A 17,804-nucleotide genomic window follows, 5' to 3' on the forward strand; every position below is an offset into this window, starting at 1 on the left:
TCATGTTCAAAAAATCAAACTTCAAATATTTTGTATACGCATTAAGTGCATTTATTTTTTTGAATATAGCGTCATGCAAAAACCAAGTTGTTTTGCAAGATCCTCAAAAATTAACAATTTCCGAGGGCTTTAAAAATCCTTTAGGCTTTTATGACAGCACACCTGCATTTTCATGGCAATTGCCAGTTTCAGAAGGCATTTTAAGTCAGTCGGCATATCAAATATTAGCGGCTAGCAGTCCAGAATTGTTACCAGATAATGCTGATTTATGGGATTCTAAAAAACAAATAAGCGATCAGTCTGTTTGGGTGAAATATGAAGGTAAACCTTTAGAATCGCGCCAAAATGTATATTGGCAAGTAAAATATTGGAATCAAGATAATGAAGCTTCAAGTTGGAGTGAAGTGAATCATTTTGAACTTGGATTGCTAAACAACAGTGATTGGAAAGCGAAATGGATTGGTTTAGATACCAAAAAAGAAAAGGTTTTAGGGAGTCAAAATAACATTATCCATAGGCCACAATATTTAAGAAAAGGTTTTGAGCTTTCAGGTGAAATAGCTTCGGCAAGATTATATATCACAGCAAAAGGAGTATTCGATGTGTCTATAAATGGCCAAGATGTGAGTGATGATGTGATGCCTCCAGGATATACGCCTTATAAAGAACGTATTGAAACCATTACGTATGATGTTAGTGATGTAATTGAATCTGGTCAAAACACCATAGGGGTAGAAGTTGCGGCAGGCTGGCACTCAGGACGCTTGGGATGGAAGAAATCATTATGGAGTAATACCGAGACACCCAAGGTTTTATGTCAGTTAGAATTAATAATGAAAGATGGTTCTAAAGAAATGATTCTTTCTGATGATAGTTGGAAAGGTACTACAAACGGACCGATAAGAGTTTCAGAAATTTATGATGGAGAAACCTATGATGCCAATTTAGAAATGGAAGGATGGGCAACCAATAATTTTAGTGATAAAGATTGGGTTTCAGTCAACACATTTCCAGTTGAAAGTAACATTCGTTTAGAACCCAAACGACACACCACCGTTAAGAATAAAATGGAATTGGCGACTAAAGAGCTGATTAAAAAAGACACTACTTTAATTTTTGATTTAAAGCAGAATATGGTAGGTGTTCCTTTATTAAAAGTGCCTATGAAAAAGGGGAAAACACTAAAAGTTAGATTTGCAGAAATGCTATCGCCAGATGGTACATTTTACACTGATAATTATCGTTCTGCACAATCTACAAACTATTATACAGCTTCTGAGGACGGTATTATAGAATGGTCACCTAAATTTACTTTTCATGGATTTCGTTATGTAGAATTAAGCGGATTTGACGATTCAAAAGAACCATCTAAAGATTGGGTTACGGGTATTGTACAATACTCAGATTTTGATGCGAATGGCACGTTTACATCCTCTCACGAAAAACTAAATCAGTTACAAAGTAATATTGTTTGGGGTTTACGTGGTAACTTTTTCGATATTCCAACCGATTGCCCGCAGCGCGATGAGCGTATGGGTTGGACAGGTGATGCCCAAGTGTTCGGACCAACATCGATGTTTAATGCCGATGTATATAAATTCTGGGCAAGTTGGATGCAAAGTGTTCGCGAATCGCAATATGATAATGGAGGCATTCCTTTTGTAGTACCTGATGTTTTATACAATAATCAAGTAAGTTCTGGATGGGGAGACGTTTGCACCATTATTCCTTGGAAAATTTATTATAGAACAGGCGATAAAAAAATACTAGAAGAAAACTTTGAAATGATGAAAGGCTGGGTGGCGCATCATGAAGCAACAGCCACCGATTATATTTCGAGTATGAACAGTTTTGCAGACTGGTTACAACCGCTCCCTGATAATGGTGATACTAAAGGAGACACGTCTCACAGTTTAATAGGCACTGCCTTTTTTGCACATTCAGCACATTTAACAGCTAAAACGGCCAAAGTTTTAGGTAAAACCGAAGATTTTGAAAAATATGATGAACTATACAAAAAGGTTGCCAATGCTTTTGAAAAACAATTTTTTGATAATGGAAAAGTAAAAAATGTTGCAGAGACACAAACCTCTTATTTATTAGCTTTAGCCTTTGGTTTAATGTCTGATGAACATAAAGCCAATGCGAAAACCCATTTGTTGGAAAAAATAGCCGATGCCGATAATCATTTGAGAACAGGCTTTTTAGGAACCCCTTTATTATCTGAAGTTTTAGATGAAACTGGAGAAATAGATTTGATGTACAAATTATTGTTCAATGAAACCTATCCATCATGGTTCTATTCCATCAATCAAGGCGCAACAACTATTTGGGAACGTTGGAATAGCTATAGTAAAGCTGAAGGATTTAACCCGATGAAAATGAATAGTTTAAATCATTATGCCTATGGTGCCATTGGCGAATGGATGTACGAGCGCATTGCAGGAATAGCACCATTAGAACCAGGTTACAAAACTATTAGAATAGCGCCTGTGCCAAAAGAACCATTAACATCAGTAGCAGCTAGTTTAAATACACCTTATGGAAAAGTTGCTTCTTCTTGGGAAACAAAAGGAAATGAATTTCATTTACAGGTGGTTGTGCCTCCAAATACAACAGCAAAAGTTGTTTTACCCGGAACTCCAGAGTCTATCGAAGAAACAAATAGTATTGAACTAATAACCAATGAAGCTGGTAATGATGAATTCTTAGTACAGCCAGGAACATATAGTTTTACATCTAAGTTGCCATGAAAAAAGGATTTTTTATAATAGCTATTCTCTTAATTTCAGTGTTTTCTTTTTTAAGTTTCAATAGTAAAATAGGAGCTTCAAAAGTTGAGAGCGCAACTAAAATGGATTGGCCAAACCAGAGTGAGGGTAATAACCCAGTAATTCGTCACATTCGTACAGCAGACCCATCTGCACATATATGGAATGACGGCAAGGTTTGGATGTATACATCACGTGATATGGAAGATGCTACATTTTACGATTCTATGGATGGTTATCGGGCTTTTTCTTCAACCGATATGGTCAACTGGACAGATCATGGCGAAGTGTTGCACTCTAAGGATATTTCTTGGGGCGTTCCAGGATGGATGTGGGCACCAACGGCTATTTACAAAAACAACAAATACTATTTACTTTATCCACATTCTGTAAAAGGCTCAAAAGACGATATGCGATGTGGTGTTGCTGTTAGTGACGTGCCTGAAGGACCATTTAAAGATATAGGTTGGATTAAAGGTGTTGAGGGGCAGTGGTTAGACCCCTGTGTTTTTGAAGATGATGATGGTAAAGTCTATTTATATTGGGGTGTTAGAGAGCCTAAAGTAGCACGTTTAAAAGATAACCTTTTAGAATTAGCTGAAAAACCAAGAACCATTGAATATGGTAACACAAACTTTTTTGAAGCCAGTTATATGCATAAACGTAATGGGAAATATTACTTCTCGTATAACGCAGGTTTAGGCGGTTTTTACGGTATGGCAGACAATCCGTACGGACCATTTGAATACCAAGGAGCTATCAATCCAAAGCAACGGCAAGACCATCATTCCATTTTAAATTATAAGGGGCAAGATTATTTTTTCTATCATTGGCAAAATTGGAATGGCGGTTCAAAGTTTAGTAGAAATGTAGCTATTGAGTATCTCTATTATAATGAAGATGACACTATTCAAGAAATTTTTGCTTCTGAAGAAGGTGTTAAGAAAGTTAAATGATTCAAACCAGAACACAATCAATGAAAATTAAGTTAATTATAAGCTTTTTATGTCTCGCATCAGTATGTTTGGTAAGCTGTAAAACTGAAAAGAAGCAAGTGGAAGAAATCAATACAACAGAAACAAAAAAACCAAACATTGTTTATATCTTAACTGACCAATGGCGGAGTTCTGCTTTAGGATACGCCGGCAACCCCGATGTTAAAACGCCTAATTTAGATGCTTTTGCTAAAGAATCGGTAAACTTTACCAATGCAGTATCGGTTACTCCCGTTTGTACCCCACATAGAGCGGCTTTGATAACAGGTAAGTTTCCAACTACAACCGGCATGTTCCTAAATGATCTGTATTTGCCTTCAGAAGAATTAACCATGGCCGAAATATTTAAGGAGGCGGGTTATAATACGGCTTATTGGGGGAAATGGCATTTAGATGGTCACGGAAGGTCGAATTACATTCCTAGAGAAAGACGCCAAGGTTTTGACTACTGGAAAGGATTGGAGTGTTCACATAATTATAATAAAATGCCATATTATGATAATGATGACTCTAAAATGAAACATTGGGAAGAGTATTCGCCATTTGCCATTGTAAAGGATGCTAATACCTATTTAACGCAACATGCTAATGATGAAAAACCTTTTTTAGCATTTATCGCCATAGCAACACCACATTTTCCGCATCAAAGTGCTCCAAAGGAATTTAAGGATATGTATCCTCCCGAAAGCTTAACCTTGAATCCTAATGTATCTAAAAACTATGAGGTAAGTGCTCGTAATGAATTACAGGGGTATTATGCGCATTGCACAGCAACAGATGAAGCCATTGGAAACGTTTTAAATAAACTTAAAGAACTCAATTTAATGGAAAATACCATTGTTGTTTTTTCGGCAGACCATGGTGAAATGATGGGCGCTCATGGTATAAAGCCTTTTACAAAACAAATGGGATGGGATGAATCAATTAAAGTACCATTTTTGATAAGTTACCCTGATTTAGGAAATAATAAAGGAAAGGTAGTCAATGCTCCAATCAACACACCTGATATTCTTCCGTCTCTATTAGGTTTATCAAATATTAGTATTCCTGAGACTATTGAAGGTGAAAATTTGTCTCAATTGATTAAGAATCCAGATTCGGAAACAGACCGTGCAGCTTTAGTCATGAATGTAGCCCCTTTTACAGGTAATTATATAGATCCTGCTTTTCGTGCCATAAGAACAAAGCAATATACGTATTTAAAAACGGAACATGGAGATGTTAGTTTATTTGATAATTTATCCGATCCATATCAAATGAATAATTTGTATAATGCACCAAATATAGCAGATATTCAACAAGAATTAGATGTCAAACTTAATGAGGCCTTGGAAAAAATAGGTGATGAATTTAAATCCAGAGAGTATTATTTGGATAAGTGGAAATATGATATTAATAATAGTCGTCATGCAATAGATTATTGGAGTTGGGAAAAGGGAGAGGGTCGCATACAATCTCCAAAACCTATTAAAGAATAGGTTTTGTAAGAAATAAGTTAAAAAAATAATTTAATTAATAAACAAAATATAAATGAACAAGTCAATTAATAAACTTTACTCAATAATTGTTTTTTTAGGTCTATATCATTGTGTCTATGCAGACATTAAGCTTCCATCCATTGTTTCATCAAATATGGTCTTGCAAAGAAATACCAATATTACGCTTTGGGGTTGGGCTGATGCCAAAGAAAAGATAACAATTAGAGCTTCTTGGCTTAACGAATTAATATCATTTCAAGCTGATGAGTTAGGAAATTGGCGAATAGAAGTTTCAACAACCGATAGTAAAAAACCTCAAACCATAAATATTAAGAGTATTAAGTCTAACATTACATTAGATAATATTTTATTTGGAGAAGTTTGGTTGTGCTCAGGTCAATCTAATATGTATCAACCAGTAAAAGGGTATAAAGGGCAGCCCACATATGGTTCTTTAGAGGCTATTGCAAATTCCAAGAATGCTAATTTACGGTTATTTACTGTCGAAAGAATAGGGTCTAAAGAGCCACTAAAAAATCTTAGTAAATTTAAATCTTGGCAAATAGCCTCACCAAATAATGTAGCAGATTTTAGTGCAATAGGTTATTTCTTTGGTCAGCAATTACAACAAATTTTGGATGTGCCAGTAGGAATTATTCATACTTCTTGGGGAGCAAGTAAAGTTGAAGCTTGGATAAGTAAAGAAGTAATGAGTTCGTTCAAAGAAGTAATTATTAATGATGAAGATATTGATAAAAGACCGAACCGTACCGATACAGCATTATTTAATGCCATGATTAACCCTTTAATTCCATTTACTATTAAAGGAGCCCTGTGGTATCAGGGTGAAGGGAATCGAAATGAACCTGAAAAGTATAAAGAACTTTTTCCAGCAATGGTTAAAGATTGGCGTACTCGATGGGACATAGGTGATTTTCCATTTTACTATGTTCAAATAGCACCATTTCTTTATGGCAATCAAGATGCTTTTGGAGACATTAAAAATACAGCTTTTATGCGTGAAGCACAATTAAAGTGTTTAGATTTAATACCTAACTCAGGTATAGCCATTACAATGGACATTGGAGACCCTTATTTTATTCACCCACCTAGGAAAAAGGAAGTCGCAGACAGGTTATTATATAATGCGCTTAATCAAACTTATGGTTTTAAAGATATTGATTTTGCAGCGCCAAAATATGAATCTCATGTTGTTGAAAATAACAGTATCATTCTTAGTTTTAATAATGCTGACGCAGGATTATATACCTATAATAAATTAGAGAATTTTGTAATAGCAGGAGAAGATAGAGTTTTTTATCCAGCTGAATCAAAGATTGTAAATGGTAAAAATATATCGGTATCATCCGAAAAAGTAACGAACCCCTTAGCGGTCAGATATGCATGGAAGAATTCCGTAACAGGAACACTCTATGGAGCAAATCTTATTCCCGCCTCTTCTTTTAGAACAGATGATTGGGATGATGCTACGCAAATAAAAGAATAGAATTAAAATTATGAAAAGAAGGTTTTTAGCTATTTTGTTTTTATTTTGCTTTTTTGATAACAACGCCCAAAACGAATCACCTAATATACTCATTTTTTATATCGACGACTTGAGAGCAGAATTAGGATGTTATGGTAGTAAAACAGCAATTACTCCTAATATTGATCAACTAGCGTCAGAAGGTGTTCTTTTCAGCAAAGCCTATACGCAGCAAGCCATTTGTGCGCCATCTAGAATGAGTACATTAACTGGTTTAAGACCTGAAACTTTGGGAATTTATAGTCTTTTTACACCTTTAAGAAAAGTGCACAAAGATTTGGTAACACTTCCACAATTGTTTAAGGAAAACGGTTATAAAACCATAAGTGTTGGTAAAGTATATCATGCTGGAAATGATGATGAGGCTAGTTGGACACATCTTTTCAAAAGAGAAGCTAATACTTATAATGACCCTAAGAATTTAGCATTAATTGAAGAAATGGCCAACAAAGGAGACAAATCGTTTAAAGGGCCTGCTTTTGATTGTGCCGATGTAGAAGATGAGGCATACAAAGATGGTATGGTCACCAAAAATGCGATTAACACGCTACACCAATTAAAAAACGATAAATTTTTGATGTTTGTAGGTTTAAGTAAGCCTCATTTACCTTTTAATGCACCCAAAAAGTATTGGGATATGCATGATAAAAACAAATTTGAAGTTCCATCCAAAGACAGTCCAGAGAATGCTTATCGCTTAGCTTTAACAAATTGGGGCGAATTAAGGGCGTATCACGGTATTCCTAAAGAGGGCGATTTAAACGATGAATTAACACGCGAATTAATTCACGGCTATCACGCATGTATAAGTTATGTGGATGCACAAATTGGTAAGGTAATGCAAACCCTGAATGAATTGGATTTACGCAAAAACACGATGATAGTATTTATGAGCGATCATGGCTATAAAATAGGGGAATATGGCGCTTGGTGTAAACACACCAATCTAGAAATTGATGTTAGAGTGCCTTTCATAATCAGTAGGGAAACCAGTTATAAAAATCGCGTTGCAGGTGCAGTTTCGAGTGCTTTGGTAGAAAATGTTGATGTTTTATCAACTTTGGCCGAGATTTGCAATTTGGAAGGGCCAAAATCTGATGGCCAAAGTTTAGTTCCTGTAATTGATAACCCAGAACTAAAATGGGATGAGGTGGCAACCAGTGTGTATGCCAGAGGAAAAAACATTATGGGCTGCACTGCTACTGATGGTCAATGGCGCTATACAGAATGGAGAGACGCTAATACACATGAAGTTTTAGGTGCAGAATTATATGAGCACAAAAACAGTTTATTATCTTATAAAAACCTCTCTGGTAAAGAAGTCTATTCAGATATTGAGGAAAGATTGAAATCACTTTTGGAGTCACAATTCCCTAGAGATGCTAAACCATTTCCACAAAATGATATTCCAAGAAAATAATAGAAACTCGAGGTTTTGATTAATACATGATAGCACAGGATACAACAGGATTATTTTGATTGTTTTAACCATTAAGTTTGTTTAGATAATAATAAAACAATTTAATGAAAACTATTTACCAATTTTTTGTTCTAATATTATGTGTTCTAACTTCATGTTATAATCAAGAAATAGCATCGCAGGCCAATTCAAAATTCAACAATGAGTGGCTTTTTATTTTAGATGAGGACAAAGCAGAGTTCTCAAAAGAAGAACTTGATGATAGTTCATGGACCAATCTTGATTTACCTCACGATTGGTCTTTCGAAAAAGGGGTGCGAAAAGGAGGCGACCAAGGACAAGGTGGAGGTTATCATGATGGTGGTATCGGTTGGTACCGCAAATATTTCAATGTTGAAAAAGAAAGCTTATCTAAAACCACCTACGTTAATTTTGATGGGGTGTATATGAATAGCGAAGTTTGGGTAAACGGTAATTATTTGGGTAAAAGACCTTATGGGTACATTAGTTTTAGATATGACATTTCAAAATATTTAAAAGCAGGAAAAAATACCATTGCTGTTCGTGTAGATAATAGTTTAGAACCGTCTGCAAGATGGTATCACCCTTGTGGTATTTACGCAGGCGTATCTTTAATTGAAAAGAACCAAACACATATTAAGCCCAATAGTGTTTTTATTACTACACCTAGTATAGCACAAAATAAAGCTTCTGTAAATGTAAAGCTTAATGTTGTAAATGCCTCTGACAATTTAGAGAGTAAAATTACAATTCTAGCGCCAGATGGTAGTGTTCTAACATCCGCGACAAATGGTGTAGAAGCATCAAAATCAGAAACAAATTTGGAAGTGGAAGTTCCTAAGTTGTGGAGTCCAGAATCACCAAATTTATACAAAGCAGTCACTCAAATTCTGAATGGTGAAGAAGTTTTAGATGAAAAAACCACCGTTTTCGGATTTAAAACCGTGGAGTGGAAAACCGAAACAGGCTTTTGGTTAAACGGTGAAAACATTAAACTAAAAGGCGTTTGCGAACACTGGGAAGGCGGGCCTGTTGGAGGCGCTTGGACGAAACCTATGTTACGTTGGAAGTTGGAGTTACTTAAAGGGATGGGCATTAATGCCATTCGTCCGTCTCATAATCCAACACCACCCATGTTTTATGACATCTGTGATGAAATTGGGTTGTTGGTCATGGATGAAATATTTGATGGCTGGCATAAAAAGGCGCCCGAAGATTATGGAAAACAAGCCTTTGACGAGTGGTGGCAAGCTGATATAAAAGAATGGATTACCAGAGACCGTAACCACCCTAGTATTTTTGTGTGGAGTTTAGGTAATGAGACCCATAGCGATGTGGCACCAGAATTAGTAAGTTTTGGTAAAAATTTAGACCCAACCCGTCTGTTTACCTCTGGAGCAGGCAACCCAGAAGATATGGATATTCAAGGTGTTAATGGTGGTTCTGAAACCAAATCGTTTATAGAAAATAATAAACTAACCAAACCTTTTATTTCTACCGAAGCACCTCACACATGGCAAACCAGAGGCTATTATAGAACGCAAACTTGGTGGCGTGATAATGAACTACCAGGAACCTATGAATTACCTAACTTAACAGAAAAGGAAATTTTCTTTTATGAAGGTTTAAATCCTAAAGATTGGAAGAACAGAAAACAGCGCTACAATTCGTCTTATGATAATGCAACGGTGCGGGTTTCAGCAAGAAAGTATTGGGAAGTCATGCGTGATACACCTTGGCATAGTGGTCATTTTCGTTGGACAGGTTTCGATTATTATGGGGAAGCTGGTTTGGTTCATGGTGGTTTGCCTTTTAATTTATTTATGGGAGGTGCTCTTGATGTGGCTGGTTTTGAAAAAGACCTATACTATTTCTACCAAAGTCAATGGACCCAAGAACCCATGATTCACATGCTACCGCATTGGACGCACCCCAGAATGGAAAAAGGAACGTTAATTCCAGTTTGGGTCTATTCTAATACTGATGAGGTAGAACTCTTTTTAAACGGCAAATCTTTAGGAAAAGACAAACCAGGAACCGTTTGGAATGAGATGCAATGTGAGTGGCTAGTGCCTTACGAAGAAGGCACTATTGAAGCCGTTGGATATATTGATGGAAAAGAAGTGAATAGAACGTCTTTTTCAACAGCTCAACAACCGTCCACTTTACAAAATACAGTGACTAAATTAGACGCAGAAGGCGATTTTAGAGCGAGTTATATACTAACTTCAGAAGGAATGGATGCCAATGGTAATCTAAATCCTTATGCGGAAAATAGAGTTTATTATAATATTGTTGGTGATGTGGCCAAAGTGTCTATGGAAAATGGAAACCCAATAGACCCAACCAGCAGAACAAAAGCCGATTACAGAAGTATGTTTTTTGGGAAAACCAGATTGTTTTTAGAAGAAGGTCAAAATGCAACAGAAGCATCTGTTATTGTTGGTTCCATTTTAGGGGATAAAGCCTTATATGTTTCCAATGAAATTACAATTGATGTACAATCTGTGTTTCTTATTGGAAACAATACCTCAAACGATTTTGAAATTTTATACACTTTAGACGGTAAAAATCCTGAAATAGATGGTATAGCCTATACCGAACCTTTTAAAGTTGAAGATGGTACTAATGTTAAAGCCATTGTAAAGCAAAATGAATTAATCATTTTAACGATGGAAGAAACATTTGGAGAAAATGAAGGCCTGTTTTGGGGTGACGAACATTCTGCAGATATGTGGATTGGTAGAGGCGTTAATATTTCTGCTGAAGACGCAACTTTAACAGGATCAGCCACAAAAAGTAACGAAGCACATCGCTATAAGGGCTCTGGTTTTGTAGATTTTAAAGGTGGTGAAGGGTCCATTACTTGGTATCAAGAAAATGATGGTGAACTTGGAGATTACAGCATTCGTTTTGGTTACATGCATAATAACAAAGATAAAACACATCCCATGAAGCTGTTTGTTAACGATGAATACATTAGGGAAATTGAGTTTCCTGCAACAGGCGGATGGGAAAAAGAGTGGAAGTTTGTACCAGCAATTATTGTTTTAAAGTCTGGTGCTAATAATATAAGATTGGAAACTACAGGAGAGAGCGGACCTTTTATTGATGAATTATATATAGACTAAACGCCCCATAAGGAATTATAATTTGAAATGATAAAAGTACTTTTAATAATAGTTTTTCTTATAATTTTAAATGTGTTGTTAATTATGTTTTGTGTAAATAAAGACTAGTTTATGATCTTTTTTAACTCTGGATTTACTAAATCAATGAAGGGAAAAATGTTTTTGTTTTTCTTCTTAATGGTATTAAGTGTTCAAGGACAAATTACAGTTAAAAATCTTGAGCAAGGTTTTAAAAACCCACCTAATCAGGCTAAAGCCAGAACCTGGTGGCATTGGATAAGTGGAAATGTATCTAAATCTGGAATTACCAAAGATTTAGAAGCGATGAAAGCTGTGGGTATTCAAGAAGCACAGTTGTTTAATGTACATTTAGGTTTTCCTCAAGGACCAGTTAAATATTTAAGTGAAGATTGGCTCGATTTATTTGAATTCTCTGCAAAAGAGGCACAGCGATTGGGTTTAGAATTAGCATTTCATAATAGTGCAGGGTGGTCGTCTAGTGGTGGTCCTTGGGTTACTCAAGAACATGCGATACAAACAGTGGTGTTTAGTAAGTTAGAGTTGCAAGGCAATCAAATGTTTAAAGGTGAATTGCCTAAACCCAAAACCAAGTTCGACTATTATCAAGATATTGCCGTTTTGGCCTTTCCTAAGCCCAAAGCACTTGTTACAATTGATGGGTTAGATTATAAAAATCTATCGGAACGTATTCGTAACCACTTATTGCCAGATGATAAAGAAATATTGCTGGATGCCATTATTCAAAAAGAGGCAATAATAGATTTGACCTCGAAACTTACTGATGATGGAAGTTTAGAATGGAACGTTCCAAAGGGGGATTGGATTATACTAAGATTAGGACATACACCAATTGGAACTACCAATAGACCGGCACCACCTGAAGCCAAAGGTTTAGAGGTAGATAAAATGAGTAAAAAAGCCTTGGATGCCTATTGGAAAGAAGGCGTGCAGCCCATTATTGATAAACTGGGCGATTTGATAGGAACTACAGTTAATAACTGCTTAATTGATAGTTATGAAGTAGAAACTACCAATTGGACCTCGGGTTTTGATGTTCAATTTGAAACCTTAAGAGGTTATGATTTAACACCTTATTTGCCAACGTTAGCAGGGTATTTTGTGGAGAGTGCTGAAGTTTCCGAACGTTTTTTATGGGATTTTAGAAGAACCATTGGCGATTTAATAGCAGAAAACTATTATGCTCATTTTGCTGAATTATGCCATAAAAACGGTATGAAATTTTCAGTGGAACCTTACTGGGGTCCTTTTGATAATATGCAGGTTGGTGCTACAGGCGATATAGTGATGTGTGAATTTTGGAGTGGTGGTTACCCGTTTTTTGATTCTTCCAAGTTCGTTTCGTCTATCGCTCATTTAAACGGGAGTGCCATTGTAGGTGCAGAGTCGTTTACAGGCATTGGTGGTTGGGATGAACATCCCGCCCAATTAAAAACGATTGGGGATAGAGCTTGGGCAGAAGGTATTACTCGTTTTATTTTTCATACCTACGTGCATCAGCCATGGGATGTTGCTCCTGGCTTGGCGTTGAGTTACCACGGGACCGATTTTAACCGATTAAATACGTGGTGGTTTCAAAGTAAGCCTTACATGGATTACATTGCCCGTTCGCAGTTTCTATTACAACAAGGTACAAATGTGGCCGATGTTTTGGTATTTACTGGAGAATCTTCGCCCAATACCGCATTTTTATTCCCCGAAATTAAAACAATGGGGTATGATTACGATTTGATAGGTTCCAATAAACTTTCAGAGCTTTTTGTGAAAAATGGTGAAATATGCACACCAGTAGGAGGAAAGTATAAAGTTTTAGTGCTTCCAGAATCAGATTGGATAACCCCGAAAACACTTAAAATTGTTGAAAGTTTGGTGAAATCAGGAGGCAGAGTTATTGGTAATAAACCCTTTAAATCACCAAGTCTTAATAATTACCCGAGTTGTGATGATGAGGTCAAAATGATTGCTAATAAACTATGGGATAATAATGATATTCAACCCATTTCAATTAGTCAATATCTTCAAAATGAGAATACACCAGATTTTACAATTGAAAATAATAATGGAGATGATATCAATTTTATTCATAGAAAAACGGAGGAAGCCGATATCTATTTTATTGCCAATGGTAAAAAGCAAAGTAAAAATTTAAGCTGTAATTTCAGAGTTTCTGGTAAACAACCCGAATTTTGGAACGCAGAAACAGGTTATATTAGTTATCCCGCTGTTTGGAAGAATAATGCCGAAGGCATTATAACATTACCTTTAAGTTTAGATGCAGAACAATCCATATTTGTTGTATTTCAAAAGGCATCAACTTCCCAAAATAATTTAGTTTCAGTAAAAGCTGAATTAGAGTATCCAAAACCAGAACCGCTTTCAAACTTAAAAATTATGAAGGCAGAATATGGTACATTTTTGCAAGAGGGTTTGGTGGATATAACCGATAAAGTCGCCAATGCTGTTGAAGATGGCAAACTAGATTTTCAAATTACAAGAGCTTTTTGCGATTGCGACCCCGCCATGGGTTATAAAAAAGAGTTTAGATTGGCATATCAAATTGGAGATAAGACACATGAGCTTTATGCTGAAGAACGCGAGCATATCACTATTGATGCAGGTAATGAGAACCTAAGGGTATTAAAAGCCGTATTTGGAAAATTTAAACCCGAAACTAAAGGTGTGCCTAAATATTATCCCTTATTTGATGTTAAAGAGATTATTCAAAATAAGATTGATAACGAGCAGTTTGAAATACAAGTAAATGATGGGTTAATTGATAATCAACTTATTGAAGGAGATAAGCCTTCACTTCGGGTTACCTATGAAACCGATGGGGAAGCTTATACCGTTATGGTGCCAAAAGGTCAAATTTTAAAGCTTTCAAAAGATAATTCCAAACCACAATTGCTTTTAAACTCAGGAATACCAAAATTGGTAACACCTTACAATGGTGAGTTTAGTTACACGACAACATTAGGTAAAACTAAAACTGTAGTAGTAAAAAAAGTACCCAGACCAATAGAGCTTTCAGGTACTTGGGATGTTAATTTTGTTACACCTAACGGTAAAACAAAAAACACAAAATTTGATACCTTAAAATCTTGGTCAGAAGTTTCAGAAGAAGACATTCGTTATTTTTCAGGGACGGCTAGCTATACAAAAACTATTAATTTACCAAAAGAATTCTTCAAAGGAGAAAATAAAATAGAACTAGATTTAGGTAGTGTTGCTGTAATTGCAGAGGTCAATGTAAACGGTAATTATGTAGGTACCTTATGGAAGGCTCCTTTTAGAATAAACATTACAGACCATATAAAAAAAGGGGATAATACCCTAGAAGTAAAAGTGACCAATTTATGGCCAAATAGGTTAATTGGCGATGAGAATTATACGTTAGATTATGACGTTAAAGGTGTTAGATTATCCACTTTGCCAGATTGGTTAATAAATAACAAAGAACGGCCATCTCAGAGGACTACTTTGCCGTCATGGAAACATTGGAGTCAAGATGATATCTTAAAAACCTCAGGGCTTTTAGGTCCTGTTAAAATTCAATTGTATAACAAAATAAAACTTAAAAATATTGAAAATTAAACTGTTTTATAAAACGCTCATGCTTTGTCTTTGTTTGTTAAGTTGTGCAACAAAAGCCAAAGAAACCAAAGCAACCCTGGAGGATAACGAAATGGTAGATTATTTTGCCGATAACGGTTTTGGAAATGCTGTAGCTGTAGTGCAACACCCAGCAGGAATTTATCATAATGGCATCACCTATGTGTGTTATCAGGGGCCTTTAGAAGACCCGTATGTGGCTTCATATAATCATAATACGAAACAATGGAAAGGGCCCTATAAAGCAGGTATAAGTGAAATGGGTAAAGACCCCAATCACAAAACAGATAACCATGGGAAACCCTCCATGCTGATAGATGATGCGGGTTATATTCACATTACGTTTGGTGGTCATGGAGGTACAAAAAAGCTAGGAGAGAATCCTTTAGGAAATCATCATTATGGTAAAAACAAACATGTAGTTTCTAAAAAACCACTAGATATTTCTGGTTGGGAGGAATTAGAAAACATTTCACCTTTTGGCACTTATAACCAATTTATTAAAATGGACAATGGGGATATTTATTTGTTTTACAGGCATGGTGCACACAGAAGCAATTGGGTATATCAAAAATCTACAGATAATGGACGAACATTTGAAGAGCCAGTTTCATTTTTGAAACATAAACGCAGAACGGATATGGCAGCCGAAGATTCTTGGTATCCATGGATTACAAAAGGGGATAACGGTGAACTACACATCGTTTTTGATTATCATTTATGTAGTGATACAACACCGCAAACAAAAGGCTTAGGACATATTGCCAAGCGTTATGATATATATTACATAGTATTTAACACCAAAAATAATGCATGGAAAAATATAAAGGAAGAGCCGTTGGCAATACCTGTAACAAGAGAAGAAGCTGATGAAAAAGCCTTGGTTGCTAGAACACCAGGAAATTGGACATTTCAAGGTGTAGTTGATTTAGATCCTGATGGAAATCCACATTCAGGGATGACTATTGGCAAAGAGATTGAAGGCTCAAGGCGCAGTGCTTCAAAAAATATGCATCATTTTAAATGGAATGGAACCGAATGGACACATTCAAAAAATGCTGGTCTTCCTAAAGGTAATGGCGATTTAGAAGCTAAATCATCTCAAGAAATTGATTTTTATATTGAATCTAGAGATGAAAATGATTTTGGTGAAGTCGCTAGATGGAGTAGTACAGATGGAGGAGAAACTTTTATTAAAGCAAAGGTTTTGCTCAAGAAGTCAAAAGCAAATTTTGCTATTTCTGCGCTAATTGAAAACCCACACCCAGATGCTAGACTAATTGTAGCAGAACATAAACCGGGGACAAATTATAAAAATATGTACCTGTTGGGAGATACTGGTTCAGTGATGCGAATAAAAAAGGAAGCACAGGTGCTAAACAGGAGTAATAATATCGAATAATATTTAACAATCAACCATAAATCACATAAATTAAGGACCATGAAAAGATTAAATAAAATAAGCTATTTAATAATACTAACAGCCATTTGCTTTTCCTGCGGAAACAAACCGAATACAACTCAAGCTAAAATAGAAGAGGATAAAGTAGCAGAACAACAACCCAATATTGTGTTTATATTATCTGACGATCAATCATGGACAGACTATAGTTTTATGGGTAATGAAACTATTGATACACCGCGATTAGACCAGTTTGCTTCCGAAAGTTTAACCTTTACGCAATCTTATGTGCCTACCCCATTATGTTCGCCATCCCTAGCAACAATTATTACAGGCTTATATCCGAAAGATCATGGCATTTTAGGAAATGATAAAGTTTACGAACGTGTGGAAGGCGATCGCAAAGCTAGCCAAAAAAATAGAGCGGAAGCTTATAAGCCTGTTATTTCGGCCTTTGAGAAGCAAACAACGCTTCCACATATGCTTAAAGAAAAGGGATACTTGTCTTTTCAAACAGGAAAGTGGTGGCATGGTAACCACAAAATTGGTGGTTTTGATTATGGCATGACACATGGTGATTCAGAACGCGGTGGACGTCATGGGGATTTTGGACTAGATATTGGCCGACAAGGACTGGATACCATTAATAGTTACATAAATTTAGCATTAAAAGAAAAGAAACCATTCTTTTTATGGTATGCACCATTTTTACCGCATCAACCTCACACACCACCACAGCGATTATTAGATAAATATTTACCAAAAGCACCTACCGAATATGTAGCAAAATATTGGGCGATGTGTGAATGGTTCGATGAAACTTGCGGACAGTTATTTGATATGTTTGAAGAAAAAGGATTAACTGAAAATACCTTGTTTGTATATGTTTGTGATAATGGTTGGGTACAAGAACCTCATAAAAACACATATGTGAAAACCTCGAAAAGGGCACCTTACGATCTAGGAATTAGAACACCTATTATGTATAAATGGAAAGGTAAAATTGAACCTAGAATGGATAATCAAACCATTTCAAGTAGTATCGATATGGTTCCTACTGTGTTAGATATTTTGGGTATTGAAAAACCAGAAAATCTTCCAGGAGTTAGTGTTTTAGATGAAGAAGCCTTAAAAGAACGAAAGGGTGTTTTTGGAGAAGTATATGCACATGATTTTGATACCATTGAAAATAGCATGTACTATAACATGGCTATTTTTCCTCCTTATAAAATTATCATTCCAGATCCTGAAAGAAAGAAAGGTGAAGTGGTGCAATTATTTAATATTAAAGAAGACCCCTTTGAGCAACGTAACATAGCAGATGCTAATCCAGATATTGTTGCGGATTTAACAGCAAAAATTGTGGCATTCAGAGCGGAATAAATCCAA

The 17,804-nt window shown here is 35.8% G+C and carries 9 protein-coding genes; all 9 read left to right on the forward strand.

The window, feature by feature from the left end:
• Positions 1–2 precede the first annotated feature (2 nt).
• The gene (locus ABD963_RS11835; RefSeq protein ID WP_345277190.1) at positions 3–2,753 is read left to right on the forward strand and encodes a family 78 glycoside hydrolase catalytic domain; all 2,751 of its coding nucleotides are present in this window, start codon (positions 3–5) and stop codon (positions 2,751–2,753) included.
• On the forward strand, positions 2,750–3,727 hold the full coding sequence (locus ABD963_RS11840) for a family 43 glycosylhydrolase (RefSeq protein ID WP_345277191.1): 978 nt from the start codon (positions 2,750–2,752) through the stop codon (positions 3,725–3,727). The genes ABD963_RS11835 and ABD963_RS11840 overlap by 4 nt, the downstream gene beginning before the upstream one ends.
• 20 nt (positions 3,728–3,747) lie before the next feature.
• Positions 3,748–5,244 carry a sulfatase family protein gene (locus tag ABD963_RS11845; protein WP_345277192.1) on the forward strand — a complete coding sequence of 499 codons (1,497 nt, stop codon included), beginning with the start codon at positions 3,748–3,750 and terminating at the stop codon, positions 5,242–5,244.
• 52 nt (positions 5,245–5,296) lie between these two features.
• Positions 5,297–6,751, forward strand: a complete 1,455-nt coding sequence (locus tag ABD963_RS11850) for a sialate O-acetylesterase (RefSeq protein WP_345277193.1) — start codon at positions 5,297–5,299, stop codon at positions 6,749–6,751.
• Between the two features lie 10 nt (positions 6,752–6,761).
• Complete coding sequence (locus ABD963_RS11855; RefSeq protein ID WP_345277194.1) at positions 6,762–8,210, forward strand: sulfatase; 1,449 nt, start codon at positions 6,762–6,764, stop codon at positions 8,208–8,210.
• Positions 8,211–8,314: 104 nt separating this feature from the next.
• A complete protein-coding gene (locus ABD963_RS11860) occupies positions 8,315–11,362 on the forward strand; it encodes a glycoside hydrolase family 2 TIM barrel-domain containing protein (protein ID WP_345277195.1) in 3,048 nt (1,015 codons plus the stop codon).
• A gap of 144 nt (positions 11,363–11,506) precedes the next feature.
• Positions 11,507–14,995 carry a glycosyl hydrolase gene (locus tag ABD963_RS11865; RefSeq protein ID WP_345277196.1) on the forward strand — a complete coding sequence of 1,163 codons (3,489 nt, stop codon included), beginning with the start codon at positions 11,507–11,509 and terminating at the stop codon, positions 14,993–14,995.
• The gene (locus ABD963_RS11870) at positions 14,985–16,415 is read left to right on the forward strand and encodes a BNR-4 repeat-containing protein (RefSeq protein WP_345277197.1); all 1,431 of its coding nucleotides are present in this window, start codon (positions 14,985–14,987) and stop codon (positions 16,413–16,415) included. The genes ABD963_RS11865 and ABD963_RS11870 overlap by 11 nt, the downstream gene beginning before the upstream one ends.
• A 39-nt stretch (positions 16,416–16,454) precedes the next feature.
• Positions 16,455–17,798: a sulfatase family protein gene (locus tag ABD963_RS11875; RefSeq protein WP_345277198.1), complete on the forward strand. Its 1,344-nt coding sequence runs from the start codon at positions 16,455–16,457 to the stop codon at positions 17,796–17,798.
• Positions 17,799–17,804: the final 6 nt, after the last annotated feature.

The sequence above is a fragment of the Litoribaculum gwangyangense genome (genome assembly GCF_039543505.1).
In the GTDB taxonomy this organism is placed as follows: Bacteria; Bacteroidota; Bacteroidia; order Flavobacteriales; family Flavobacteriaceae; genus Litoribaculum; species Litoribaculum gwangyangense.

Excerpts from the sequence above, each read along its gene's own strand:
- ABD963_RS11835 (WP_345277190.1), top strand. The coding sequence starts at position 3 with ATGTTCAAAAAATCAAACTTCAAATATTTTGTATACGCATTAAGTGCA.
- ABD963_RS11840 (WP_345277191.1), top strand. The coding sequence starts at position 2,750 with ATGAAAAAAGGATTTTTTATAATAGCTATTCTCTTAATTTCAGTGTTT.
- ABD963_RS11845 (WP_345277192.1), top strand. The coding sequence starts at position 3,748 with ATGAAAATTAAGTTAATTATAAGCTTTTTATGTCTCGCATCAGTATGT.
- ABD963_RS11850 (WP_345277193.1), top strand. The coding sequence starts at position 5,297 with ATGAACAAGTCAATTAATAAACTTTACTCAATAATTGTTTTTTTAGGT.
- ABD963_RS11855 (WP_345277194.1), top strand. The coding sequence starts at position 6,762 with ATGAAAAGAAGGTTTTTAGCTATTTTGTTTTTATTTTGCTTTTTTGAT.
- ABD963_RS11860 (WP_345277195.1), top strand. The coding sequence starts at position 8,315 with ATGAAAACTATTTACCAATTTTTTGTTCTAATATTATGTGTTCTAACT.
- ABD963_RS11865 (WP_345277196.1), top strand. The coding sequence starts at position 11,507 with ATGAAGGGAAAAATGTTTTTGTTTTTCTTCTTAATGGTATTAAGTGTT.
- ABD963_RS11875 (WP_345277198.1), top strand. The coding sequence starts at position 16,455 with ATGAAAAGATTAAATAAAATAAGCTATTTAATAATACTAACAGCCATT.